This is a genomic window from Rhodovulum visakhapatnamense, assembly GCF_004365965.1.
Lineage (GTDB): Bacteria > Pseudomonadota > Alphaproteobacteria > Rhodobacterales > Rhodobacteraceae > Rhodovulum > Rhodovulum visakhapatnamense.
Genome location: NZ_SOEB01000004.1, coordinates 191,917 through 214,860, shown reverse-complemented (window position 1 = coordinate 214,860; position 22,944 = coordinate 191,917). Strand labels below are relative to the sequence as shown.

General features: G+C 65.7%; 24 protein-coding genes and 3 pseudogenes. 11 read left to right on the top strand and 16 right to left on the bottom strand.

The window, feature by feature from the left end; genetic code table 11:
* Positions 1-4: 4 nt before the first annotated feature.
* The 3 genes and pseudogenes from EV657_RS05575 to EV657_RS22670 form a co-directional block, all read left to right on the top strand.
* Entirely contained in the window at positions 5-658 is a 654-nt protein-coding gene (locus tag EV657_RS05575; RefSeq protein WP_075784198.1) for a class I SAM-dependent methyltransferase, read from the top strand.
* 632 nt (positions 659-1,290) lie between these two features.
* Positions 1,291-1,569, top strand: a pseudogene (locus EV657_RS22675) (IS66 family transposase); the annotation flags it as partial.
* A gap of 53 nt (positions 1,570-1,622) precedes the next feature.
* Positions 1,623-1,922 (top strand): annotated as a pseudogene (locus EV657_RS22670) (IS66 family transposase); the annotation flags it as partial.
* 105 nt (positions 1,923-2,027) lie between these two features.
* On the opposite strand, the gene EV657_RS22130 reads toward EV657_RS22670, so the two are convergent.
* The gene (locus EV657_RS22130; protein WP_243837492.1) at positions 2,028-2,579 is read right to left on the bottom strand and encodes a transposase; all 552 of its coding nucleotides are present in this window, start codon (positions 2,577-2,579) and stop codon (positions 2,028-2,030) included.
* A 62-nt stretch (positions 2,580-2,641) separates the two neighbouring features.
* Positions 2,642-2,971, bottom strand: coding sequence for a hypothetical protein (locus EV657_RS22125; protein WP_243837491.1), 330 nt, complete (start codon positions 2,969-2,971; stop codon positions 2,642-2,644).
* A 150-nt stretch (positions 2,972-3,121) separates the two neighbouring features.
* On the opposite strand from EV657_RS22125, the pseudogene EV657_RS22665 reads away from it, so the two are divergent.
* The 3 genes and pseudogenes from EV657_RS22665 to EV657_RS22510 form a co-directional block, all read left to right on the top strand.
* Positions 3,122-3,415: pseudogene (locus tag EV657_RS22665) on the top strand (transposase); the annotation flags it as partial.
* Positions 3,349-3,879, top strand: a complete 531-nt coding sequence (locus tag EV657_RS22660; protein ID WP_425057246.1) for a transposase — start codon at positions 3,349-3,351, stop codon at positions 3,877-3,879. The pseudogene EV657_RS22665 and the gene EV657_RS22660, both read left to right, overlap by 67 nt.
* On the top strand, positions 3,765-4,007 hold the full coding sequence (locus EV657_RS22510) for a transposase (protein WP_075784195.1): 243 nt from the start codon (positions 3,765-3,767) through the stop codon (positions 4,005-4,007). Before EV657_RS22660 ends, EV657_RS22510 begins: the two co-directional genes overlap by 115 nt.
* 147 nt (positions 4,008-4,154) lie before the next feature.
* Here the strand turns inward: EV657_RS22510 and EV657_RS05540 are convergent, their stop codons facing one another.
* The 8 genes from EV657_RS05540 to EV657_RS05505 all read right to left on the bottom strand — a co-directional run bounded on the left by EV657_RS05540 (position 4,155) and on the right by EV657_RS05505 (position 11,550).
* Positions 4,155-5,258: a flagellar basal body P-ring protein FlgI gene (locus EV657_RS05540; RefSeq protein ID WP_134077357.1), complete on the bottom strand. Its 1,104-nt coding sequence runs from the start codon at positions 5,256-5,258 to the stop codon at positions 4,155-4,157.
* Positions 5,255-6,265, bottom strand: coding sequence for a flagellin (locus EV657_RS05535; protein ID WP_134077356.1), 1,011 nt, complete (start codon positions 6,263-6,265; stop codon positions 5,255-5,257). The genes EV657_RS05540 and EV657_RS05535 overlap by 4 nt, the downstream gene beginning before the upstream one ends.
* 3 nt (positions 6,266-6,268) lie before the next feature.
* Positions 6,269-7,738 carry a flagellar hook-associated protein FlgK gene (flgK, locus tag EV657_RS05530; protein ID WP_075784192.1) on the bottom strand — a complete coding sequence of 490 codons (1,470 nt, stop codon included), beginning with the start codon at positions 7,736-7,738 and terminating at the stop codon, positions 6,269-6,271.
* Positions 7,739-7,770: 32 nt separating this feature from the next.
* A complete protein-coding gene (locus EV657_RS05525) occupies positions 7,771-9,084 on the bottom strand; it encodes a flagellar hook protein FlgE (protein WP_075784191.1) in 1,314 nt (437 codons plus the stop codon).
* Between the two features lie 85 nt (positions 9,085-9,169).
* The gene (locus EV657_RS05520) at positions 9,170-10,042 is read right to left on the bottom strand and encodes an OmpA/MotB family protein (protein WP_075784190.1); all 873 of its coding nucleotides are present in this window, start codon (positions 10,040-10,042) and stop codon (positions 9,170-9,172) included.
* A gap of 256 nt (positions 10,043-10,298) precedes the next feature.
* The gene (locus EV657_RS05515; protein WP_113669436.1) at positions 10,299-10,640 is read right to left on the bottom strand and encodes a cyclophilin-like fold protein; all 342 of its coding nucleotides are present in this window, start codon (positions 10,638-10,640) and stop codon (positions 10,299-10,301) included.
* A 166-nt stretch (positions 10,641-10,806) separates the two neighbouring features.
* Complete coding sequence (locus EV657_RS05510) at positions 10,807-11,013, bottom strand: hypothetical protein (RefSeq protein WP_113669437.1); 207 nt, start codon at positions 11,011-11,013, stop codon at positions 10,807-10,809.
* 12 nt (positions 11,014-11,025) lie between these two features.
* A complete protein-coding gene (locus EV657_RS05505; protein WP_165828097.1) occupies positions 11,026-11,550 on the bottom strand; it encodes a zinc-binding dehydrogenase in 525 nt (174 codons plus the stop codon).
* Between the two features lie 174 nt (positions 11,551-11,724).
* Between EV657_RS05505 and EV657_RS05500 the strand changes: the two genes are divergently transcribed.
* From EV657_RS05500 to EV657_RS05485, 5 genes are all read left to right on the top strand, one after another.
* Positions 11,725-12,654 (top strand): LysR family transcriptional regulator, encoded by a 930-nt coding sequence (locus tag EV657_RS05500; protein WP_243627871.1) that lies wholly within the window; start codon positions 11,725-11,727, stop codon positions 12,652-12,654.
* Positions 12,655-12,824: 170 nt separating this feature from the next.
* A complete protein-coding gene (locus EV657_RS05495; protein ID WP_243837490.1) occupies positions 12,825-13,433 on the top strand; it encodes a carboxymuconolactone decarboxylase family protein in 609 nt (202 codons plus the stop codon).
* On the top strand, positions 13,357-13,584 hold the full coding sequence (locus tag EV657_RS22120) for a carboxymuconolactone decarboxylase family protein (RefSeq protein WP_243837489.1): 228 nt from the start codon (positions 13,357-13,359) through the stop codon (positions 13,582-13,584). The genes EV657_RS05495 and EV657_RS22120 overlap by 77 nt, the downstream gene beginning before the upstream one ends.
* Before the next feature lie 135 nt (positions 13,585-13,719).
* Positions 13,720-13,950: a hypothetical protein gene (locus tag EV657_RS05490; protein WP_134077355.1), complete on the top strand. Its 231-nt coding sequence runs from the start codon at positions 13,720-13,722 to the stop codon at positions 13,948-13,950.
* A gap of 29 nt (positions 13,951-13,979) precedes the next feature.
* Positions 13,980-14,375: a (R)-mandelonitrile lyase gene (locus EV657_RS05485; protein WP_134077354.1), complete on the top strand. Its 396-nt coding sequence runs from the start codon at positions 13,980-13,982 to the stop codon at positions 14,373-14,375.
* A 19-nt stretch (positions 14,376-14,394) separates the two neighbouring features.
* Here EV657_RS05485 and EV657_RS05480 read toward each other — a convergent pair whose 3' ends face one another.
* The 6 genes from EV657_RS05480 to EV657_RS05460 form a co-directional block, all read right to left on the bottom strand.
* Entirely contained in the window at positions 14,395-14,820 is a 426-nt protein-coding gene (locus tag EV657_RS05480; protein WP_134077353.1) for an ArsC/Spx/MgsR family protein, read from the bottom strand.
* 22 nt (positions 14,821-14,842) lie between these two features.
* Positions 14,843-16,921 (bottom strand): TRAP transporter permease, encoded by a 2,079-nt coding sequence (locus EV657_RS05475; RefSeq protein ID WP_075784183.1) that lies wholly within the window; start codon positions 16,919-16,921, stop codon positions 14,843-14,845.
* A 98-nt stretch (positions 16,922-17,019) separates the two neighbouring features.
* Positions 17,020-18,024 (bottom strand): TAXI family TRAP transporter solute-binding subunit, encoded by a 1,005-nt coding sequence (locus tag EV657_RS05470; protein WP_113669442.1) that lies wholly within the window; start codon positions 18,022-18,024, stop codon positions 17,020-17,022.
* Positions 18,025-18,766: 742 nt separating this feature from the next.
* Positions 18,767-18,934 (bottom strand): hypothetical protein, encoded by a 168-nt coding sequence (locus tag EV657_RS21465; protein WP_166673650.1) that lies wholly within the window; start codon positions 18,932-18,934, stop codon positions 18,767-18,769.
* A 32-nt stretch (positions 18,935-18,966) separates the two neighbouring features.
* Complete coding sequence (locus EV657_RS05465) at positions 18,967-19,884, bottom strand: Stf0 family sulfotransferase (RefSeq protein ID WP_113669443.1); 918 nt, start codon at positions 19,882-19,884, stop codon at positions 18,967-18,969.
* The gene (locus EV657_RS05460; protein WP_134077352.1) at positions 19,881-22,631 is read right to left on the bottom strand and encodes a glycosyltransferase family 2 protein; all 2,751 of its coding nucleotides are present in this window, start codon (positions 22,629-22,631) and stop codon (positions 19,881-19,883) included. Before EV657_RS05460 ends, EV657_RS05465 begins: the two co-directional genes overlap by 4 nt.
* Positions 22,632-22,944: the final 313 nt, after the last annotated feature.

Below are 22,944 nucleotides of genomic sequence, written 5' to 3'. Positions count from 1 at the left end.
CCCGATGACCGATACGCCCGAGCACGCGGCATTGATGGATGCGACCTACCGGCATCAGCGGCTGATCTACGATGCGACCCGGGCCTGGTTCCTGCTGGGCCGCGACCGGCTGATCGCCGATCTCGCCCCACCCCCAAAGGGCCGGGTGCTGGAGATTGCCTGCGGCACCGGCCGGAACCTCGCCCGGATCGGCGCGCGCTATCCCGGCCGGCGGCTGTTCGGGCTCGACATCTCGCGCGAGATGCTGCGCACCGCCTCGGCCCGGCTGAACGGTCGGGCGCTGCTGGCCGAGGGCGACGCGCGCCGCTTCGATCCCGAATCGCTGTTCGGCACCGGCGCATTCGACCGGATCGCAATTTCCTACGCGCTTTCGATGATACCCGACTGGCCCGAGGCGATCCGCGAAGCCGTGCGCCATCTGGCCCCGGGCGGTACGCTGCACATCGTCGATTTTCACGATCAGGCGGGACTGCCAGAGGCTTTCGGAAAGGGGCTTCGGGCCTGGCTTGCGCGGTTCCATGTGGAGCCCCGCACCGACCTCGCCGGGGTCGTGGGTCGCATCGCGGCCGAGACCGGCGGCGAGGCAACCCATCGCGTGCTCTTCCGCGGCTATGCCCAGATCGCCGTCATCCGGCAAACGTCCCGGGGCCTTCGCTGAGGATCGGCGCCGCGCCTTCTTCGCGCTGTGCCCTCGACGCCAGCGTCAAGGCGCAGGAAGCCAGCAGGCAAGGAACCGTGTGGCGGACCACAACCGAATCCGTCCTTGCCGGATTCCGGATGCCTCGATCCCGGGCGCCGTCGCCAGTTGCCGCTCGAACCGAAACCGCCCCATAAGGCGACCGCGCGGTTTCTCGTCGACCTCCCGCAGCGCGCCGTACCCGGTGGTCTGGCCCCAGCTGCCGCGCGGCTTTCTGATGCTCGGAGTGGATCCGGAGCGAGTGTCTCGATGGATGCCCTATTGAAGGGTCTCGTGGACCGAGGAGCGCTCGGCGCGGCCGCAAATGGCCTGATGCCGTGAAGGCGCGGATCCGTGGCCAAAACCCTGCGCCCGGTGTGACCGTGGCCGCTGTGGCGCGTCAGCACGGCGTCGAGGCGCCCGGTGATCGACTTGGCGGCCCCTGGCCCGGCCGGGCAAGCTCGTGCTGGCAGCCCCGGAAGACGAAGTCGAGTTCGCGGCAATATGGGTCGCGACCAAGCCTGTGGACTATCGCAAAGGGCACGACGGGCTGGCGGTGCCGGTGAAGAACGGGTTTTCGAGCTGCGGCCGGTCTTTGATGCGCTGATGGCGGATTGAAGCGCTCGTCCAAGCTCTTTAGGGACGCGACCCGCGCCCCGGTGCTCGGCCCGGGGCGGCGGAGAGCGAAAACCGGTGCTTCCTGGACCCTGGAACGGGACGAGCGTCCATCAGGCGGCGGGGCACCGCCCGGTGTAGCCTCCTGCTCTGCAGCGGGACGCGGTGGCCAACAGGCCGAGCGCATCCTGCAAGGTTCTGGTGGCGCCCCGCAGGAGGACAGCTATCCCGGTTACACCTGGATCCCGAGATCAGGCTGGCTATCCTTGGGTGTGTGCCAGGCGCAGGCTGGTGAAGATCGCCGGGACCGGCTCCGCACCAATCGCCGAGAATGCACACAGCGCATTGGTGGGCTCTATCGCATCGCATCCCCGGCCTCGATCCCACTGCGCGTCTCGCCGCAAGACACGTGCGTTCGGTGCCGTCCATCGGCGACTTCGAGGAAGGACCCTCCAAGCATCGCGCCCCTGTCCCGAGGCAGTCGCCCCTCGGCGCAAGGCCGACCCGCATCGCGAGATACTGCAACGGCCTCCGCCTGTTCCTGACCGTTGGCCGGATCGAGCTTGACAACACCACCGTCGAACGCCCCATCGGTCTGAACCCGAGGACAGCCCTCTTTGTCGGCCATGACGCAGAGGCCCAGATCTGGGCGGCCATCGCGTCGCTGATCGAGACCCGCCACTTGCACCCGGTCGACCCGCGCGGGTGCCCTTCGCGATATCTCCGCCAATTGCCATCATCTCACGATACACTTGCCTTTCTTCTCAGGCAGATGCCCCGGTTTCAGGCGCGCGGGACGGGTCGCCTGATTTTCGGGTCCGTTCTTCAGAAGCGCACAGTCCGGTCGGCCGATGCGGTTGGCCAGCGCGATGGCGGCCTGTTCGGGCTTTTTGCGCTCTGTGATCATCCACAGCCAGTCCTCGCCCGGTTCTCCTCGGCGGCGCGCACCGACCGGGGCAATGGTGCCGAGAAAAAGCAGGCGCCGCGAATCCCGGTTGCCCGTCTTCAAGATCCGGCCCAGCCGCCCCTTGCCACCGGTGGAATGCGGTTTCGGTGTGAGGCCGATCCGGGCAGCCAGGTCCCGACCCGACCTGAAGCCCGACGCCTCCCGCAGCGCCGCCACCAGCGCGCTGGCCGTGATCCTGTCGATGCCGGGGATCGTCCGAGGGCGCTGCGCGGCGTCGTTCGCCTTGGCGTCAGCGTGGATATCTGCGATCAGCCGCGCGATCTTCTCCTGTGTTCCGACCGACCCGTCGGCCGGCAGTGTCAGCGCCTCGCGCGCCGACACCGGAACGTCGGCCCGGTCGCAGGCCGCAATCAGCCGGTCGGCATTGTAGATACCCTTCGCCACTACAATCCCGGATCCGCCCGGATCGCGTTCACGGTCAGGGTCCGCTGGCGGACGAGGAACTCCCGCGCCTTGTGGCCCATCAGAAGGTCCCGCCTCTCCTCGGCTTTCACCGGATCGAAGTGCATCGACAGCCAAGACACCGCCCCGCAGATCGACTCCGCATCCGCCTTGTCGGTCTTTCCTCTCTTCACATAGCCCTTGACGCAGGACGGCTGCATCAGCCGATCCCCGTGCCCGAGCTTCGTCAATTCCCGCGCCCAGCAGCGCGCGCTGGCACAGTCTTCCATGCCGACCAAACTGTCCGGCAGGTTGTGAAAGACCTCCAGCATCCGACCGCGCCGAAGCTGACGGCGCGAGACCGAGCTTCCCTTCATCGTCGACACCGTGGAACTGAAAAACACTCTTCGCCAGATCGACCCCGATCGTGCCACGCCCGCTCGTGGATAGCTCCCCTCATTGGTGACTTTTCACAGCACCCAATGTGGCACATTGCGATGCCGGGAGCGGGCGCCATCCTCTTGGTCAATGGCGGGCATGGATCTCTTCACGAGGCGTATGCTCAGGGCATCGCGACACGGCCCGTCGATCGCCTCGGCAAGGCGAAGGGCATGTCGGGGATAAGCAGAAACCAGGTCTCGCGGCTCTGCGAAAAGATCGACGGCAAGATGAAGGCGTGCCTGAACCGCCCCCTCGAAGGTGACTGGCCTTGTCCCTGGATCAACGCCACCTCCCTCACGGCGCACCGGGGCGAGCGGATCGTGTCGGTTGCCGGCATCATTGTCATCGGGGTGAGCACCGACCGACAGATCGAGGTTCCGGGCTTGCCAACAGGTATATCCGAGGTCGACCGATCTGGACCGAATTCTTGCGCAAGCTCACAAGGCGTGGTCTGCGCGGCGCAACGCTGTCGATCTTGGATGCCCATGCGGGCATCAAGACCGCCATCTCCAAGGTTCTCAGCGCCACCTGGCGGCGCTGCCGCATCCATTTCCAGCGCAACGCCTTTCTGCCCTTGCCGGAACAAGCGGGCGTCTCGGCTTTCATCGCCACCGCCTTTGCCCGGACACTGACGACGCGGTCACCCCGCAGCGGCGCGCAGTCGCCGATCAGCTCCAGCCCAAAGTGCCCAAGTTCGCCACCATCATGGACGAGGCCGAGCATGACGTCCTGGCCCGCATGTCTTTCCCCAAGGCCCATCGGGCACGGCTGGACTCGACAAACCCGATCGAGAGACTGAACGCCGAGATCAAGCGTCGCACCCAGATTGTCGGTATCTTCTCCGACTATCAAGCCGTGGTCCGCCTGGTCGGCGCCCTGCCGCCGGGGCAGAATGATAACGCGCCATCCAGCGTACCCGATCCGTAACGCCAGCAATGATAGCACCTTAGGCGATCATTCCGTCATCGGCCTGCCTGCCGTGACATCCCGATCAAGCAGGCCCGCACCGAGCATCACGGCCAGGACCGGCGCGAAATACAGAATGCCTCGGGACAGAGGATCACGATACTGGGATCACCGGACGACAAAATCCGCATGCAAAGCCCCAGCTGCCTTGATGCTCTTGAGAATGTCGATCATGTCGCGCGGAGAAACCCCCAAGGCGTTCAGCCCCGCGACCACTTCTGACAAAGATGTTCCTTCGTTGATCTCGGCCAGACCCGTTCCCGGATCTTCTTCAATTTCCGCCCTGGTCCGCGGGACGACCACGGTCTGCCCTTGCGCGAAGGGGTTCGGCTGAATGACCAGTGGCTCTTCCTGCACGCGCAACGTAAGATTCCCTTGAGACACCGCCACGCGAGAAATGCGTACGTCTTCCCCCATCACGATGGTCCCCGATCGTTGGTCGACCACGACCGTCGCCTTCTGCTGAGGCTCGACCATGATCCCCTCGATGCGTTGCAGAGCATGGGCAGGCGACGCCGCGCGGGTTGCACCAATGTCAAGCACGACGGTGCCCGAATCGACCATGCGTGCAACACCGCGGCCGTAATCATTGTTGATCGCGGCTTCGATCCGCCCCGCCGTGGTAAAGTCGGGGTTGCGCAGCGCCAAGCGCAGGCGATTGAGCGACCCGAAATCGAAATCGATTTCACGCTCGACCCGCGCACCCGAAGGGATAACGCCCGACGTCGGAACGCCTTCGACGACCTTCGCGCCGTCGCCCTCCGCAGAAGCGCCGCCAGCGATCACGGCCCCTTGCGACACCGCATAGATCTGACCGTCGGCCGCGTTCAGCGGCGTCATCACCAAAGTGCCGCCCAAAAGGCTTTTGGCATCGCCGATGGCCGAAACGGTCACGTCGATCTGAGACCCGGCGCGGGCAAAGGGCGGCAGGCTGGCGGTGACCAGAACCGCTGCGACGTTCTTGGGCCGGAACTGCTCTCCGGTAACGTTAACGCCAAGCCGTTCGAGAATGTTGGACATGATCTCTTCGGTGAAAGGCGCATTTCGGATCCCGTCGCCGGTCCCGTTGAGACCGACGACGAGGCCGTATCCGACCAGATCATTGCCCCGAACCCCATCGAACTCCACCAGATCCTTGATACGGATCGGCGCCGAAAAGGCCGGAAAGGCAAGAAGAAGGGTGGCGAGAAGAAGGGTCAGGCGGCTGATCATGACATGTAGTTCGTGAAGCTGAGGCGCGCCAGGCGTGCCGTGACCGTGTAGAGCGTATCGATCTGGGATTCGACGGCTTCCATCTGGGTGGCGGTTTCATAGGGATCGACGCCAAGAACGCCTTCGCGGGCAAGCAACAGCATTGTCCGATTGGCACTGTTTTCGGTTTCGATCGATTCGATCTTTTCCTGGCGGACACCAAGCAGCGCCCGAAGGTCGGTCAGGGCACTGTCGGCTGTCAGAAGGCCTTCGCCCGCAGATTCCGCCAGAAGCGACCGCTGCACCGGGTTCCCGGAAAGGAGCGCCGGGTCCGCCAGAAGTGCACCGGTCGCCAGGGACTTCAGCACATCGCGGATGGCCGGGTCCGTGGCGGTGATGTCAAGGCGAACGGTCTCTGTTTCGTTGAGGCGAACCGTCCCGACTGCGGTTGTCGAGCCCTGATAGGCAACAGTGTCGAAACCGCCGGGTGTATTGAACCAGTTGTCGATTGCCGTTTCGATGTCGGTGACGCTGGTCAGGCCGCTGATCGCGGTCCCAATCGACGACAGGATCGTATCGGCACTTGCCAGCGCCGGCGAGTCGGTCGCATCGCCAGCGAACAACGACCGCCCGGCAAATCGCGTGTTCAGAGCGGCAACAACCTGACGGAACTGTTCTTCCGCCTCCTGACCCGCCGCGGCGATCATGTTTTCGTGCTGACCCGACGAACCGCTGATCAGGGTCGCCCCTATGTCCTTCGCCGTATCGCTGAGAATCCCCAGCGCCGCCTGCATGACGTCGGCCGTCGATTTGGTTTCGGAGGTGGCTAGGTCATAGGCGTCTAGCATCGTCAAGCTGCGCTCGATTGCACCGAGAGGGCGGAAATCGCCCCGCACCCGGGCCGCCGGATCAGAGGTTACCCCGCTGACCATTTCCTCCGCCAGCCGTGTGAATTGCGCCTTGACCTCGGCATTACGCGTGCGAAGTCCGAGGCTTTGCGCCAGATCTCCCATAGAGATTAAAGACATGACTCAAAGCTCCATCAACAGGTTGATCAGTTCGTCAATCGTCTTCATGACCTTCGCGTTGGCGGCGTACGCCTCTTCGAAGAGCATCAGCATCTGCAGTTCGTGGTCCGTGTCGACACCGTCGGCGAGTTCAGCTTCCCGAAGCGTCGCGGCACGGGCCGTGCTGAAAGTGGACTGGTCGATGGCCGATTGCGCGCGAACCGAGATGCCGGACACCACTTCGGACGCGAGATCGGCCATGGTGAAGGCCTGAGTCGTGTAAGAACCGGAGCTTGGGGTGCGGCTGGCTGTCAGGGCATCGGACATCGAATTGAGCAGGCTCGCATCTCCAACCGAGCCCGCCGACCCGGCCATCAGCCCGCTGCGGAGCCGCCAGAGCGCACCGCCCTGATCCGGGTCGACAAGGGCGTTCACGCCGATCCGCGTGGACAGTCCGGTCTCCGCATTGGGATCGGAAACAAGGTCGAAGGCGGCCCCGAAATTGGTGAAGAGACCCGCATCGGTCGCCCCAAGCGAGGCGTCGACCGCCGGATCCTGAAAACGTTCGATCAGGTCGCGCGTGAGCGCGTCGAGATCGGTCTGCGCCTGGACCGCGGTGACGTCACGCTGTTCGAACAGGGCTTCTAGACTGCCGCCGCCCATCGCCGCGTAGGTGCCCGACACCTTGACGGGTTTGCCGTTCATGTAGAGGCCATTGAGGGCCCCGCCTTCGACCGTCATTTGGGGAACGATCACGCCAGCGCTTGAGAAGGAGAATTCGGCCGGAGGGCCGTCAATCAGGGCAGCGCCGTTCTCGGTGTAAAGAGCCACCATGCCATTGTCGCGCGGGATCTCCCGGATCGGGACGATCTCGGCCAACTTGTCGATCAGGATCTGGCGTTGATCGACAAGCGCGTTGGCGTTGTTGTTGTAGGAATATTGCTTGCAGATCTCGGTGTTGAGCTCGGCGATCTGCTGAAGCGTATCGTTCAGGGTCTGCACGGTCGAAGCGATGCCGGATTCCGCATCCATCCGCGATTGCTGGATGGCATCGGCCGCATCGTTGATCCTGCCGGTGAGACTTTGGGCTGCCGAAAGCACGGTTGCAAGCCGGGCATCGCTGTCAGGTCGGCTGGCCGCGGCGGTAAGCGCGGATTCGAAGGCGGCAATGCTGCCGGAAATCGAATCGGCGCTGTCTGCCGTTCCAAAGGCGGCCTCAAGCTTCGAGAGACCGTCGGCGCGGGTTTCGGCCTCGGCCGAGGCCGCATCTGCGAAGCGCCGGTCGCCGATCAGCTGCTGGTTCACGTCGCGGCGCACCCCCACGACCTTCACACCGCTGCCCGACGTCGAGACGGTGTTCGGCGTGGTTTCCAGAACGCGCCGGCCATAGCCTTCGGTCAGCGCGTTCGATACGTTCGACGAAACGACCTGGGCACCGCGGGAAGCGGCATTGAGGCCGGATAGGGCGTTGGCCAGGCTCGCGCTCAGGCTCATGTGTCACCTCCTCTTCCCGCCGCCGGGACAGATTACCGTTTGATGTTAGTCGTTTCCTGGAGCATCTCGTCGACGGTCTGGATCACCTTCGCGTTCGACGAATAGGCCCTTTGGGTCTGGATCAGTTCGGTCAGTTCGCCGGCGACATCGGTCGCCGATTCCTCAAGCGCATAGCTCACCACATCGCCGGTCGGGCCGTCGCCGGCATCCCACATGAAGAACGAGCCGCTGGTGTCGGACTGGCTGTAGCATTGGTTGTCATGGGTATAGAGGCCGTTCGGGTTCGACACGTCGACGATCGGAACCTGATACAGCGTGCGGGTAATCCCGGTGTCGAAGTTGGCGCGGACGAACCCGTTCGAGTCGATCTCGATCGAGGTCATGTTGCCGACCGGGAAACCGTTCTTGGTGATGCTGGTGGGCGCGAAGCTGTCCGACAGCTGGGTCGTGATCGACCGGCTCTGGAAGGCGCCGATATTGATCGACATCGTGTCCGCGTTGGGGCCGACCTGCACCGTCAGGATACCGGTCGCCGGATCCCAGGCGCCGCCAGTATTGTCGGTCACGCTCAACAACGTGCCGCCATAGGTCTGGCTGTCGTCGAAGACGAGATCGTAATCGCCCACCACCGCGCCGGTGGCCGAGTCGGTCAGCTGCATGTTCCAGGTGTTGGACAGGCCCGCGACCGACGTATCGGGCGTATAGACGATGTCGATGCTTTGCGAGGTGCCGAGGTTGTCGAAATACTCGACCGACAGGGTCAGCGGATCGCCCGTCGCAGAGGCCGAGTTGAAGGCCGTCTCGGTCGCGGGCAGGTTGACGCCGAGGGTCATTTCCGTCGTCGGTTCGGTCGCGAACTGGTTGGTCTGGATCTGGATCGGCACCAGGTCGTCGGTCGTGTCGCGGGAATAGGACGGGATCGTGCCGCTGGCATCGGCGGGCCAGCCCATCAGGACGAGCCCGGTCGAGGTTTTCAGATACCCATCCTCGTCCGTGCGGAACGACCCGGTCGTGGTCATGTACATGGTGTAGTTGCCGACGTTCGAGATCAGCTCGGACTCGGTCATCACCGGCAGGAAGCCCCGGCCGCGCACCGCGAGGTCGGTCGCGTTGGCCGTGGTCAGAAGCGCCCCGGACTGGTCGATCATCCGGGTGGTCGTGGTCCGGACGCCGCCCGCGGAGTAGCTTCCGCGCGACCCGTTGATCACCATAGAATGAAAATCGGCCTCTGCCGTCTTGTAGCCATAGGTCGAGGAGTTCGCGATGTTGTCGGAAATCGTCGCCAAGCGAGTGGCGTTCGCCGCGAGACCGGCGACGCTTGCGTTGAGCGAGGAAGAAATCGTCATTTGGGGGCGCCTCTTTGCTGCTGTTCCCGTCAGGCCAGAGGTACGATCCTTGTCTTTAACGCGGCCCTAACATTCAAAATTTTCTTTAGTTTCTCAGATCCGACCTCAGCAGCGTCAGTTCGATCCGGTTGTTGCGCACCGCCATTGGCCGCGAAACCGCGGGTTTCCGGTCGGCAAAGCCGGTGACACGCTCGATCCGGGCCGGGGCCACGCCTTGGTCCTCCAGCATCTTGCGCACCGTCTGCGCACGGAGAGTCGAGATGTCCCAGACCGGATTGTTCAGCAGAACGACGGGGCGGGCGCTGACATGACCGGCGACCGACACCTTGTTGCGCACCACGCCGAAGGCGCCGCCGATCACCTCGGTCAGCTGTTCGAGGATCTCGGTCGGACGATCGTTCGCATCGAAAAGCGGGACCCCCTCGATATCGAACAGCTCGATGATCAGCCCCTCATCGGTGAGTCGCGTCACGATGTGCCGCATCATCTGCTCGCTCAGGATCGTCTCGCCGCTTTTGCCGTTGATCATGTCCTCAAGCTTCTTGAGAGCCTGGGTCTCGGCCTCGGCATCGGCGGAATTGGTTCCCTTGTCGTCTTTCTGCTCGACCGGGCCGCTGCCGATCTCGCCCTTCGCCTGACGGTCGGGCGAGGGGCTGGGCTGGGTCGCCCCGGTGCCCCGCTGGATCAGCGTTTCCTCGGAAAAGATCGATTCGCCGCCGAAAGCGCCTTCGCCGCCCCCGGACACACGGTTCACCGGAATTGTCGGATTGAAGTAATCCGCAATGCCCTTTCGCTGTTTCTCTGTCGTCGCGTTCAACAGCCACATCAGCAGAAAGAAAGCCATCATCGCCGTGACGAAATCCGCATACGCGACCTTCCAGGCACCGCCATGATGCCCGCCGCCACCGACAACCTTCTTTCGTTTGATGATGACCGGCGCGTTGGTTCCAACGGCCATAGCACCACCTCGATTCACCCGCCCCCAGCTTTAGAACGCGGACATGAACAGGGACTTAACCCGCAAAAATGGCATAAATCGGGAGAGAAAAACCGAGACGTCGGGAATTGCGAAACAACCGCAGCAGCATTTCCTGTCCGGGCTCCAAAGGGCCGGATGGCGGGTGCCGGGGCACGCTTCGGACACTACGGGCCAATTTCCGGCCTGCTTGCGCACCGCTGGCCGCGCGCTGCCGCAGAACGGAGGGCCGTGCCGGCTAACGGGCGATCTCGATGCGGACCGGAACGCGTCCGCTCTTGAGAAGAGCGCCGAACTCCCCGTCGAAGGCGCCAAGCCGGACAAGCCGCGAGGGGGCGCCGAAGGGTTTGACGAAAATCGCAAGATTGCCCCACGGGGCATAGGTCGTGATATCGCCCGGGCGCGCGGCAAGGCGGGCAGGCGCCCCGTGGGGCCGAAGCTTTCGCGGCAGATCCGACACCTTCTCGCGGCCGCGATAATCGCTCAGTGTCACCTCCTTGGGCCGCGGCGCAGCGAAGGGCGTGTCGTCCAGCGTGGCGGGCAGCACCGCGTCTCCGGCAATTAAAGTGATCCTGGTCATGTCTCGGGGCTTGCCTTCCTGCGGGATGTGGACCCAGGACCGGCCGCATCTTGCGCGTCGCGGTCCTGGGGAAAGGACCTGCGGGCAGATACGCAGAGGATGAGCCCCTGCGTGCTGCTTGCGCACATGGCGGGCTCTCATGGATGCGGCCGGGGGACCGTGCCGGTCAGGCGGCGGTCATGTCGATGACATGGCGATAGCGCGCCTGCCGGTTGACCAGCTTCTCATAGGAATCGGCGATCTGGGCTGGCGTGATCATCTCGCAGATGGCCGCGATGCCGGGACGGGCGGCGACGTTGATCACCGCCTGGGTTTCGGCGATGCCGCCGATCATCGAGCCGGCAAGGCTCTGGCGGCCAAAGCCCATCGGCATGCCCGGCGCGCCCTAGACCAGAAACAGCGCACCGATATTGACCCGCGTCTTGCCCAGATTCAGCAGGTTGAGGAACTGCTGCATCGGATAGGCGACCGGCACGGTCGCCACCATCAGATCGAAGCTGCCCGTATTCCGCGCCATCGCGGCCTCGTCCGACCACAGATAGGCCTCGACCGCGCCAAAGCCCCTTTCATCGGCGATCTTGTCTTCCGAAGTGGAAAAGACCACGACCTCGGACCCCTTGGCGGCGGCAAGCTTCACCGCCATATGGCCGAGCCCGCCCATGCCGATCACGCCGATTCTCTCGCCGGGTTTCAGATCCCACAGGTTGATCGGCGAGAAGGTGGTGATACCGGCGCACAGAAGCCGCGCGGCGCCCGGCAGGTCGCCCCCCGGCGGAATGCGTCGGGCCAAGTCTTCCTTCACGACGATCCTCTTCGAAAAGCCGCCATAGGTGACCCCGCCCAGGAGCTTGTCTTCGGACCCGTAGGTAAAGGTGGTGCCGTTCAGGCAGTTATGCCTGCGGCCCGCCATGCGTTTTCCCGCGCCCCGCCCGACCCATGCCGGAGACTCCGATTGCACCGATCCGAGCAAGGAGGCCCCCGCAGTGAAACGGCCCCTGGCTGTTGGCGCTCGTTCTGGCGGCCCCGATGGCAGGATAATGATTGGCCTCATGAGCACAGATCATATATCGCGAACGCATCCGTCATGATCGACGATCCGCAGATCCGGTCCTCTCACATGCTTCGCGAAAACATCACCGACCTCGTCGCGCTTGCCGCCGTCGCGGAAGAACGCAGCTTCACCAAGGCCGCTGCGCGGCTGAACGTGTCGCAATCGGCGCTGAGCCACACCATCAAGGGGCTCGAGGCGCGGCTTGGCCTGCGGCTGCTGACCCGCACAACCCGGTCGGTCGCGCCGACGCTCGAGGGCGAAGACCTGCTGGCGACGCTGACCCCGTGCTTCGAGAAGATCGAGGCACGGCTGATGGCGCTGAACGAGTCCCGCGACACGCCGACCGGGACCGTGCGCATCGTCGCGGTCGAATATGCCATCGAGTCGCTGCTTTGGCCCAAGCTGTCGCCCATGCTGAAGAAATACCCCTCGGTCAATATCGAGCTGGTGATGGATTACGGCTATACCGATCTCGCCAGTTCGCAATGCGATGCGGGCGTGCGCTATGGCGAGCAGGTCAGCGAGGGCATGATCTCGATGCGGATCGGCCCCGACGAACGGATGGTCTGCATCGGCGCGCCCGATTACTTCGCCGGGGCCGGGGTGCCGGAAACTCCGCAGGACCTGACCGGGCATCGTTGCGTGAACCTGCGCCTCTCGACCCATGGCGCGCTTTATGCCTGGGAATTCGAAGAGGCCGACGGCACCGAGATCCGGGTCAAGGTCCAGGGTCAGGTCTGCTTCAACACCGTCAACCCGGTGCTGCGCGCCGCGGTGGACGGGCACGGTCTGGCGCTCGTCCCCGAACGGCTGGCGGCCGATCATCTGGCGGCGGGTCGGCTGGTCACCTGTCTCGAAGACTACTCGCCTTGTTTTCCCGGCTTCCACCTCTACTACCCCAGTCGGCAACGGCCGTCCTCCGCGTTCGACGCGGTTCTGGAGGCCCTCAGGGACCGCGGATAGGGGCCTATGAATATGCCGCATAAGTGCCGTGACGAGTCCGGGCATTAAGCCCGGCCCGGATGGCGCCACATCTGCCGGGTGAACTGGACTTTCCCGACAGGAGCGCCTCATGCCCCCCCATATCGCCGCGGCGGCCCTTGCCGTGATCTCGTCCGCTGCGGCCACCGACGGTGCAGGCCTCCGGCTGCCCGAGGCGGTCGGCCGCGTTCCCCCCGCGCTCCGTTTCCCCCGCGCTCGAGGCCTATTCGAAGACCGATCTCGTCGGGCCGGTCTGGACCGGCGCAGAGCTTTCGCTGCGCGACCGCGCGCTTGTCACCTTCGCGGCGCTGATGACCCGGCACGAGACCGACACCCTGCAACGCCATGTCACGCTGGCACTCGACGTGGGCGTGACCCCGGCCGAGCTGTCCGAGACGATCACCCATCTGGCCCTCTATACCGGCCGGGGCAACGCCATCGCCGCAACCGAGGCCGCCGCGCCGGTCTTTGCCGCGCACGGTATCGCCCCCGCAGACCTGCCCGCGGTCGATCCCGACCTGCTGCCGCTGGACGAAGAGGCCGAAGCCGCGCGCGAGACCCCGGTGCGCGGCACCTTCGGCAATGTCAGCACGGGCGGCGCCGACACCACGCGCAAGCTTCTGTTTCGCGACCTCTGGCTGCGCCCCGACCTCGCGCCCCGACCTCGCGCCCCGGGACCGCAGCATGGTGACCGTCGCGGCGCTGATCGCGGCGGGCCGGCCCGAGCAGATAACCTTCCATCTCGACCGCGCGATGGATAACGGCCTGACCCAGGCCGAGGCCGGCGCGATCCTGTCGCATCCTGCCTTCCATGCCGGCTGGCCCAGGGTCTTGTCGGCACTGCCGGTGGCGAAGGCCGTCTTCGAAAGCCGCAACCGGGAGCGCCCGCGCGACTGCAGGAGCGGACCATGAGGATCGGCATTCCCGAACCGGGGCATATGAGCGGCGGGCGCGGGCGGCTCTGGGCCGCCTGCGGTCACGAGGTCGTTTTCGCACGGTCCCGCGACCCGGACCTGCCCGGCCCCTCTCGCCCGGGACGAAAACGCGATGCTGTTTGGCCCGGATGCGGCCCCGCATCCGACGGTCCAGGGCGACGATACCGGGGCCACGGACATCGCCGCCGACCTGATCCGCGCCATCGGCTTCAAGCCCCTCGATGCGGGCGGATTGCGGACCGGCCGGTTCGCGGCCCCCTTCGCCTTGGGGACCGCAGCACGCGCCTGCATTCAGCCCGGCGGCGCGGCCCTGATCTGCCGTTTCGACAGTCTGCGCGGCTGATTCCCGCGCCCATTCAAAGGAGAAAGACCATGAAAATCATCCGCTCGGGCAGCAATGCCTCGATGAAAGGCCCCGAGGACTGGTTCACCGGCACCGTCCGCGTCGACATGCTGTTCCAGGCCGAAGAGCCCGGCCGCACCGGCGGCAGCCATGTGACCTTCGAACCCGGCGCGCGGATCGCCTGGCACACTCATCCCGCCGGGCAGACCCTCATCATCACCTTCGGCCGCGGTCGTGTGCAGCGCGAGGGCGGCCCGGTGGAAGAGGTCAGCCAGGGCGATGTCGTCTGGTTCCCGGCGGGCGACAAGCACTGGCACGGGGCCGCGGCGGAAACCGCGATGAGCCATATCGCCATCCAGCAAAGCATCGACGGATCGCCCGTCACCTGGTTGGAGAAAGTCGCCGACGCCGACTACAACGGCTGACCCGACCGCGGCCGGGCGTCTAGACCTCAGGCGGCGGGCAGGACGGCGCGTCGGGCTGGCGCGGGCACGCATCGGTGACCGGCGTCCGAGTGGGCGCAAGGCCGATCCAGTCGGCCACGGCCGCCTGATCGAACCCCGCCATCCGCGCCTCGCCCACCTGCATCAGCGGCCGACGGATCAGCAGCGGATCGGCCAGCATCAGGTCCATCGCCTCGGCCTCGCTCAGCGCCTCGGGCCGGATCTCGCCCGACTTGACGCGCGGCGCGCTGGCGTTGACCCACTCGGCGACCGGCCGGTCGCCGAAGAAGGGGCGCAAGGTTTCTGCCGTCCATCCGGCGCTCAGGATGTCGCGACGGTCAAGCGCGTGGCCCGAGGCCGTCAGAACCGCCCGCTGCCGCGCATTGCCGACACAGCCCGGCTTCTCATAGAAGATCACTTGGGCCATCGCCGTCACCGATCCCTTCGCCTCACGCCATGCTCCGCCGCCGGAAGGCCAGCTGCCGCAGCGCCGGCGGCAGGAACAGCGCCAGCCCGACCACGGTCGCCCCGGTATCGGGTGCGACCAGCAGCAGCGCCGCGATCACCAGCAGGATCCTCTCGGCCCAGTGCAGCGGCGCGAACAGCCAGTTCGACACCGCAGCCGCCAGCGCCCAGATCCCCATCACCGCCCCGAAGGCGGCCAGGAAGAAGGCCGACCAGGTGAAGCCGTCGGTCACCAGCAGCAGCGCGGGCTGGAAGGCAAAGACGAAGGGTACCAGCACCTTGCCCATCCCCAACCGGAACGCGGTATTCCCGGCCTTGAAGGCGTTTGCCCCGGCGATCCCGGACGCGGCATAGGCGGCCATCGCCACAGGTGGCGTGATGTCGGCCAGAACGCCGTAATAGAAGACAAAGAAATGCGCCACCAGCGGCTGCACCCCCAGCAGGCCGAGGATCGGCGCGGCCACCGCCACCATGATGATGTAATTGGCCGTCGTGGGAATGCCGCAGCCCATCAGGATGCAGACCACCGCCGTCAGCATCAGCGTGAACAAGAGCGTCAGCGTCGGCACCGTCATCAGCTCGACCGGCAGCACCGCCAGCCAGCCATGGACGTCATTGGCCCAGCCGCTGGCGACGCCGGTCACCATATAGGCGATCTTGAAGCCGACGCCGGTCAGGGTCACGACCCCGATCACCACGCCCACCAGCGCCGCAGCGGCGGTGACCGCCAGCGACTGGCGCGCGCCCAGCACAAAGCCTTCCCAGACCTCGTAGGCGGCGGCCCGGACCCCGTCGACCAGCCCGGATGCCAGAACCTTCTGGATCAAAAGCACGCCGATGCAGGCGGTGATCGACCAGAAGGCGGCGGCAAAGGGCGTACGTCCCGACAGCAGGATCGCGATCAGCAGGATCAGCGGCAGGACCGACAGCCAGCCCTTGCGGAACACCCGCCACGCGTTGGGCAGCTCGGACGGGTGCAGGCCCCGCAGGCCGAGGCGGCGCGCCTCGAGATGAACCTGCACCAGCACGCCGAAGAAATGCATGAAGGCAGGCACAAGCGCCGCGGTCAGGATCGTGGTCAGCGGCACGCCCAGATATTCGATCATCAGGAAGGCGACCGCGCCCATCACCGGCGGCGTGATCTGCCCGCCGGTGGACGAGGCCGCCTCGACCGCGGCGGCGAAGTGACGGGGATAGCCGATCCGGATCATCGCCGGGATGGTCAGCGCGCCGGTGGTCACCGTATTGGCGATGGACGAGCCCGAGATCGACCCCAACAAGGCCGAGGACACAACCGAGACCTTGGCCGGACCGCCAGCATAGCGCCCGGCCAGCGCCGAGGCGATATCGATGAAAAGCTGCCCCAGCCCGATCCGCGAAGCCATCACCCCGAACAGAACGAAGTGGAACACATAGGTCGCGATTACGCCCAGCGCGGTGCCGTAGATCCCCTGCGAGGTCAGATAGAGGTGGTTGACGATGTTCGACCAGCTTGCGCCGGGATGAACCAGGATACCGGGCATCGAGCGGCCGAAATAGGCATAGGCGATGAACAGGATCGCGATCACCGGCAAGGGCCAGCCCATCGAGCGGCGCACGGCCTCCAGCAGCACGACGATCAGGATGGTGCCCATCGCGATATCGACGGGCAAAGGGTTGCCCACCCGGAACGCCAGATCGGCATAGATCCAGGGCACGTACAGCGCCGCGACCAGACCGGCACCGGCCAGGATCCAGTCGATCAGCGGCATGCCCCAGGGGGCCAGAGGTCCGGGGCGCACCTCTCGTCGGCCGAAGGCCGAGAAGCTGAGAAAGACCAGCAGCAACGTCACCCCCATATGCAACCCGCGATGGGTCGTCGCCGGGGGAATGCCGAAACCGGCCGTGTAATAGTGATAGCAGGACAGCAGGAACATGATCGCCGCGGCCAGCATCGCCAGCGGCCGCGCCACTGTCCGGAACCGCATCTCGGGATCGAACTTCTCTTCCAGCGCCTTCAGATCCTCGGCGCTGAGCGTCTCGGTTGCCGTGCCTTGCGCCGTTTCAGTCCGGTTCTCGGTCATGCTTGCCCACCCTGTCTTTTAAACGGAAAGGGCCGCGAGCGTGCCGCGGCCCCACCCCGATCAGATGCGCCGCGCAAATCGCGCCGCGCGGTTCGCGATCACTGGATCAGACCCGCTTCGCGATAGAAGCGTTCCGCACCCGGATGCAGCGGGATGCCGACACCGTCAAGAGCGGTCTCCGCGGTGATCAGCTTGCCCTTGGAATGACCCGCATCCAGAAGCTTGCGGGTATTCTCGTTCCACAGCGCCTTGGTGATGCCGTAGATCAGGTCGTCGGGCTGGCTGGCGCTGGTCACCCATTGCGCGCCCACCGACAGGGTCTGCGTGTCTTCGTCCACGCCCTCATAGGTGCCGCCCGGCACCGTATTGGACGCGAAGAAGCTGTAGGTTTCGCAGATCGTCGGCACGTCCTCGCAGGAGATCGGCACCAGGGTCACCGCATGCTGGCTGGCCAGCTCGGCGATGGCGCCCGCCGGATAGCCGCCGACGAAGAAGAAGGCGTCCATCGCGCCGTCGCGCATCCGGTCCGCGGCCTGATCGGGCTTCAGGAACTCGGCGGTGACGTCGCTTTCCGAGAGGCCGTAGCCTTCGAGGATGATCCGCGCATCGACCAGCGTACCCGAGCCCGGCTCGTCCAGCGACACCCGCTTGCCCTTCAGATCGGCGACGCTCTTGATCCCCGAGTCGGCGTCGGCCACCAGGTGGATGCTTTCGGGATAGAGGTTGGCGATGGCGCGCAGGCTTTCGACCGCGGGCTTGCCCTCCCAGATCCCGGTGCCGGAATGGGCCCAGGAGGCGACGTCGGACTGGGCGAAGCCCGATTCCAGCGTGCCCCCGGCGATGCCGTTGATGTTCGCGACCGAGCCGTTCGAGGAGAGCGCCGAGGCCACCAGGCCCGGCACGCCGCACGAGCCGCCCTCTTCGCACGACCGCGACCCGGGCGGGTTCGAGATGGCATTCGCCAGCAGCCCGCCGATCGGATAGTAGGTGCCCGCCGTGCCGCCGGTGCCGATCCGGAAGAACGACATATCCTGCGCCGAGGCAGCCGCCGCCGTCACCGTCAGCGCGACCGAGGCACCTGCAAGGAGTGTACTGAATTTCATGATGTGGCCCTTTCTTTCCCTGATGGCATTCCGTTGGCCATAGTGCACTCTATCTGCCGCGGGGTCTTTGGCAACCGCCGATCCGCGCGAAAACCGGCAGCCAGGGACTCGATGCGGTCAGCGTAATCAGCGCTCGCCCGCCTTGACCCGATGCCGGAAAGCCCGCCTCGTCCTCGGAGTCACATTTTTCGACTCATGGCCCCGGGCAGGCAAGGCCCATGGCAATTCTTGCAGGATGCTCGCCCAATTTGCCCGATTTTTGCGCAAATCCCCGCAGCTTGCCCCAAAATAGCCGGACTGCGCCGTCCGCCCCGAAACGGGGTCAGCCAGTGCGCGGGTTCTCTGTCGAGTGACGTCGACAGGCACCGTCAGATCGGGACCAACGCGGTGCCCGGGCAGACCCGCGCACCGCGCGAATGAGCCTTCCGGACAGGAACCAAAACTCCGGCGAACCGATCCGAGCCTCGATCTGACAATCCAGCCGGACCCGGAAGACCCGGAACCGGCAGAAAGCCTGAGGTCGCTGCAGGAAAAGCTGGCGCAGACTTGAGCCGTCACGCGGACATGCTGTGGGCAGGGCCTTTACCAGAGGACCCTATGGGCGCACACCCTGGTGGCAACGGCGCTGTCGGCAAGGGGGCGGTCAGCGCGGCCTCGTCGTCAAACACCTCGACCGTGCCCAGCGCACGCAGAAGGGATGCGACCGTGCCGGATCCGGCTTGGGTCGGCACCACGGCTGCGGTCAGATCCAAAAGCCTCGCCTCGCCCAGTCTTCCCGGATCGCTTTGGCCAGCTCGTTGGCAATGAACAGGTTCGGCGTCTTCGCCGCCTGACGATGAACCGGACGCAGGAAGACAAGGGCCTCCGCGGCGGTTTCCGTCCGGTTCCGACAGGCCCCAAGGCTTTCCATCCTTTGGGTCTGTTTCCCGGGTCGATGGCCGTTCAGCCTTTGGGCAAGCCCGGGCCCGGGTCGTCCAGCCGGTCCAGCCATGACCGCCGCTCTGCCTCGACCTTGGCAAGGAAGCCGCGGTTTTCCCTGCGGAACCGTTCCGCATAGTCGAGGTTCTGCGCGGTCCCGATCTTTTCATGCCGGGACGATGGCGGTGCATCGTCGGGCAGGCCCGGATACCCGCACCAGTTGGCCATCAGCTCGACCAGCTGGCGCGGCGGGATTGCGGTGATCCGCTCGTAGGACAGCCTGAGGGGGGCGATCCGGTAGGTCCTGAGACAGTTCTCAGTGCACTGTTCGGCAGCCAGAATGTGTCTCAACCAGTATTTTATCGTACTCCGGTCATAGGCAAAGCCAGCCTCGGCCCTGCGCCGCGTCTCGCCATCGGAATCCGCCGTGTGACCCACCTGCGTCTGCACCATCTTGGCCAGCGACACCGCCTGAGCCACGATATCCTCTCGGATCAGCCAGACGCTCGCGGCGTCGGCGAAGGCTGCAAAGAACTGATCGGGATCGTCAAAGACCGCATGCAGCTGGTGCGAGGTGATCTTGAAGCTGAGGCTGCCTTGCCGTACGGGAAACCGCCGCGCCATCTCTACATATTCGGTCAGAGTCCGGGCTCCGAAATACCGCGCGTTCTGCGGCATGAAGCTCGGATTGAAAAGCTCGTGCCCAATCCCCAGGCACCCGGTCGCTTCGAGCAGCGAGGCCAGCCAGCTCGACCCCGACCGCGGTGTGAAATGGATCAGCAACGTGCGTTCCGCCTTCTCCCGGCGGGCGCCCGCAATCCGGCGTTTGGCACTTTCCTCGTCATCCGGCGCAAAGATGTCCGACAGGGCCGGTTTCACAGTTATGGGCATGGGACCCGCGGGGGCGGGGTGGGTCGTCGTTCCGGTCCGGCCGATCGTCATGCAGTCAGTTCTTTCCTCTCTGCGGGCCTGTCGCTCGGCGGCGGCGCCAGAAGTCGGGCGGCAAGCTCTGTGGGGGCGATGTCGCGCGGCAGAAGATGTCCGTTCGGGGCGCCGCGCAGCGCATCGGCCTGCCCGCCGAAGTCAAAAGCAAAAACCGGCAGCCCGGTGGCAAGGCATTCGTGGGTCGCATAGGAAAAGGTCTCGGGACAAACCGACGGGATCAGCCAGCGCCCGACCCCATAGGCTTCTGCCAGATCCGAAATCTCTTCGCGCCGGTAGCGACCAATGACCCGTATGCCGCGATGGGCGTAGGCCTCGTCCAGCTTTCCGATCACAACGATGTCCATCCGCACGCCCGGTGCCGCCGCGAGGTCGCGCAAGACAGCGGCCCCCTTCTCGAACCCGATGCTGCCAAGCACGCCCAAAACCGGGCGCGCGCGGGGCGCAGGCTGCACCGGGCGGGGCAGGAACGCGAGCGGGTGCGACCGAAGCGCAAGTCTCGGGGCGAGGTCAGGCCAGGCGCGGGCGACCAGCGTTCGGGAAGACGGCGAGAACACCTCGATGGTCTCGGCCCGCGCGGCCAGCGCGTGCCAGCGGCCCCGCCAGTCGGAAATGCGGGCAGGCCACGTCTCGTCTATGGCGGCAAGCCGCTCATAGCAGGCCTGGCACCGCTCGGCCCCGGGCAGGTCGCAGAACCGGCCGTCATGGCCCAGGAGGTTACGGGATGGGCACAGCGGAAAATAGTCGTGAAACACCATCCGGAAGCGGTCCTCTGCGCCCAGAGAAATCGCAGCCACCTCGGCCAGATCCAGCGGCGCGCGCGCGCCGACAAGGCAGGAATAGACCAAGGTCTTGCGGCCCGCAGCGCCAAGATAGCCGCCCAGTTCGGCCAGCGGAAGGACGGCCCGGGTCTGACCCGCCGCACGATAAAGCTCGACCGCCACGGTTTCCGGTTCGGGACCGTCCCGCAGCACCAGGGCCGAACCGCCCTCGTCCAGATCGCGGGCGATCCGGTCCTGCAGCCAGTGTTCGCCCCCCCCGCCCAGGCGATGACCCAGATAGACCGGCAGCGGCGCCTCGGTCCCCGCACGGGCAAGGCCCAGCGCAAGCCGCGGACCGACCAAAGGGTCCTTGCGTATGAAATCCGCCACGGACGCATCATAGGCCGGATACCGGTCATTGATCAGTCGCGATGCCGCCGCGATGCGTACCGCCTTCTCGGGTCCGAAACTGCCGCCACCGCGATGTTCGACAAAAAGATCGCCGATCAGAAGGTGGCGCCCCCCCCGTTCGCCCACCCGACGGCACCAGTCGACCTCTTCGCCATAGCCGCGCCCGAAGGCCGTATCGAACCGGGGCACCTCGTCCAGCCAGCGCCGGGACATCGCCATGCAGAACCCGACCCCGGTCGGGCTTTCGGCCCGGGCGGCCGCTGGGTTCAGCCGCTGGGCGATGGCATCCATGGCCTCTGCCTGGCCCTCGGCCAAGGGCTCGTGGCGGCAGATCACCGGAGCGGTCGCGATCTCGGCCTCGTTGCTCATCGGCGTGACCGAGGCGATCAGCGCATCGTCGAGGATCGGCCGCATCAGCCGGTCGATCCAGCCCGGCGGGACGAAGGCATCGCTGTTCAGCAGCACCACATGGCCACGGCTTTCCGCGAGGCCCCGGTTCACGCTGGCGATGAAACCGCCATTCTCGGCGTTGCGCAACAAAAGGGTGCCGGGCCGGGCGCGCGCGAAAGCGTCCAGCATCGGCGCGATGGACGGGTCTGTCGAGGCGTCGTCGATCGCGATCACCCGATGCTCAGGCGGCGTGTTCCGCGCCAGATGCTCCAGACAGACGCGCAGATCGTCCGCGGCGTTGAAGACCGGCAGAACGATGTCGGCGGGGGGCGCAGGCCTCGGCGGCGCGGCCGCTGCGAAAAGCCCGGGTACGACCTCTGGCCCAGCCTCTGAGGCCGGGCGCAGACGCAGCAAAAACGCCTCGATCGGGTCGCCCGCCTTGGTATCGCCCCGGAAGAGAAACCGGGCAAGGTTACCCCCAAAGAGAAACGGGACACGGCAAAAGTCGACGACGGTGCGCACCGTTGCCAATGGCGAGAACCGGGGCGGCGGCAGCCGGACCGTCAGAAGCGGCAGTCCCGCGCCCTCCACCCAGAGCAGCCTGTGTCCTGTCAGCCGCAGATCGAACGCCTGATCTTCCGTACCGCTTTTGGCCAGGTCGACACGGGCGGTCTCGCTTCGGATCGTGACCGGCACCCTGGAACGGCCGCGCACATGCAGCACGCCGTCGCGCAACGCCACCGTCTCGATCACGCCCTCGCCGCCCCCAAGTGGACGGTTCACCGTAAATTCCGTGCGCAACCGGCAAAGATAGGCCGCGCGGATGGTCCGCGACACAAGCGTCGCCCGCCGCCCCGCCCGCACCGTCTTGCCACCAGGCAGATGCAGCTTCGCGAAAGGCCGCTTTTCGCCCGCGACGCGCAGATGTACCGCCCGGTGGCCGATGGCTGCAGCGGTTCCGCCATCCAGACGGAACTCGAACGCGCCAGAAAGACCCGATGGCGCCGGACGGTCCGCCGTTGCGGTCATCAGCACCCGGCCGCCAGACACAAGCTCCAGGTCCAGCGGTTCGCCGCCGCCTGCCATCCGCCACGCCCGACCTGCGATCCGTTTGACCGTCACCGCCTCGATCGCGAAATCGATCGGATCGGCGGTCCCACCGACACGCCATCGCAAGGAGATCACCGGAGATCCTGCCGAGGAAAACGCAGTACGGCCACGCACTCCAGATCAGATCGAGCCCGCAAGTCCATGCACGCGCCTTCCCGCATAAGATTAGCGACCGGTGCACATTTCTATTGTTGCGAAATCGGCCCTGTCAACCACGGGTCCGGCGTGGCGCGGGCCGGTCACGCGTTCCCCCCGAACGCATGGGTCTGGCCTGCGGTTTCTGGCGGCACGCTGGCCAAGTCCATATCGCATAAGCTAGATTGGCCGCATGGCTACCTCGCGAATGGCCGCCGCGCGGCGGGTATTGCTGCATCTTCTCTGGTCCAGA

Excerpts from the sequence above, each read along its gene's own strand:
- EV657_RS05515 (WP_113669436.1), bottom strand. The coding sequence starts at position 10,640 with ATGACCAGGATCACTTTAATTGCCGGAGACGCGGTGCTGCCCGCCACG.
- EV657_RS21465 (WP_166673650.1), bottom strand. The coding sequence starts at position 18,934 with ATGGAAAGCCTTGGGGCCTGTCGGAACCGGACGGAAACCGCCGCGGAG.
- EV657_RS05505 (WP_165828097.1), bottom strand. The coding sequence starts at position 11,550 with ATGGCGGGCCGCAGGCATAACTGCCTGAACGGCACCACCTTTACCTAC.
- EV657_RS05540 (WP_134077357.1), bottom strand. The coding sequence starts at position 5,258 with ATGATCAGCCGCCTGACCCTTCTTCTCGCCACCCTTCTTCTTGCCTTT.
- EV657_RS05490 (WP_134077355.1), top strand. The coding sequence starts at position 13,720 with ATGCTGTTTGGCCCGGATGCGGCCCCGCATCCGACGGTCCAGGGCGAC.
- EV657_RS22125 (WP_243837491.1), bottom strand. The coding sequence starts at position 2,971 with ATGCTGGAGGTCTTTCACAACCTGCCGGACAGTTTGGTCGGCATGGAA.
- EV657_RS05480 (WP_134077353.1), bottom strand. The coding sequence starts at position 14,820 with ATGGCCCAAGTGATCTTCTATGAGAAGCCGGGCTGTGTCGGCAATGCG.
- EV657_RS05475 (WP_075784183.1), bottom strand. The coding sequence starts at position 16,921 with ATGACCGAGAACCGGACTGAAACGGCGCAAGGCACGGCAACCGAGACG.
- EV657_RS05575 (WP_075784198.1), top strand. The coding sequence starts at position 5 with ATGACCGATACGCCCGAGCACGCGGCATTGATGGATGCGACCTACCGG.
- flgK (WP_075784192.1), bottom strand. The coding sequence starts at position 7,738 with ATGAGCCTGAGCGCGAGCCTGGCCAACGCCCTATCCGGCCTCAATGCC.
- EV657_RS05485 (WP_134077354.1), top strand. The coding sequence starts at position 13,980 with ATGAAAATCATCCGCTCGGGCAGCAATGCCTCGATGAAAGGCCCCGAG.
- EV657_RS05520 (WP_075784190.1), bottom strand. The coding sequence starts at position 10,042 with ATGGCCGTTGGAACCAACGCGCCGGTCATCATCAAACGAAAGAAGGTT.
- EV657_RS05525 (WP_075784191.1), bottom strand. The coding sequence starts at position 9,084 with ATGACGATTTCTTCCTCGCTCAACGCAAGCGTCGCCGGTCTCGCGGCG.
- EV657_RS05470 (WP_113669442.1), bottom strand. The coding sequence starts at position 18,024 with ATGAAATTCAGTACACTCCTTGCAGGTGCCTCGGTCGCGCTGACGGTG.
- EV657_RS05535 (WP_134077356.1), bottom strand. The coding sequence starts at position 6,265 with ATGTCTTTAATCTCTATGGGAGATCTGGCGCAAAGCCTCGGACTTCGC.
- EV657_RS22120 (WP_243837489.1), top strand. The coding sequence starts at position 13,357 with ATGGTGACCGTCGCGGCGCTGATCGCGGCGGGCCGGCCCGAGCAGATA.
- EV657_RS05510 (WP_113669437.1), bottom strand. The coding sequence starts at position 11,013 with ATGCCGATGGGCTTTGGCCGCCAGAGCCTTGCCGGCTCGATGATCGGC.
- EV657_RS05500 (WP_243627871.1), top strand. The coding sequence starts at position 11,725 with ATGATCGACGATCCGCAGATCCGGTCCTCTCACATGCTTCGCGAAAAC.
- EV657_RS05465 (WP_113669443.1), bottom strand. The coding sequence starts at position 19,884 with ATGACGATCGGCCGGACCGGAACGACGACCCACCCCGCCCCCGCGGGT.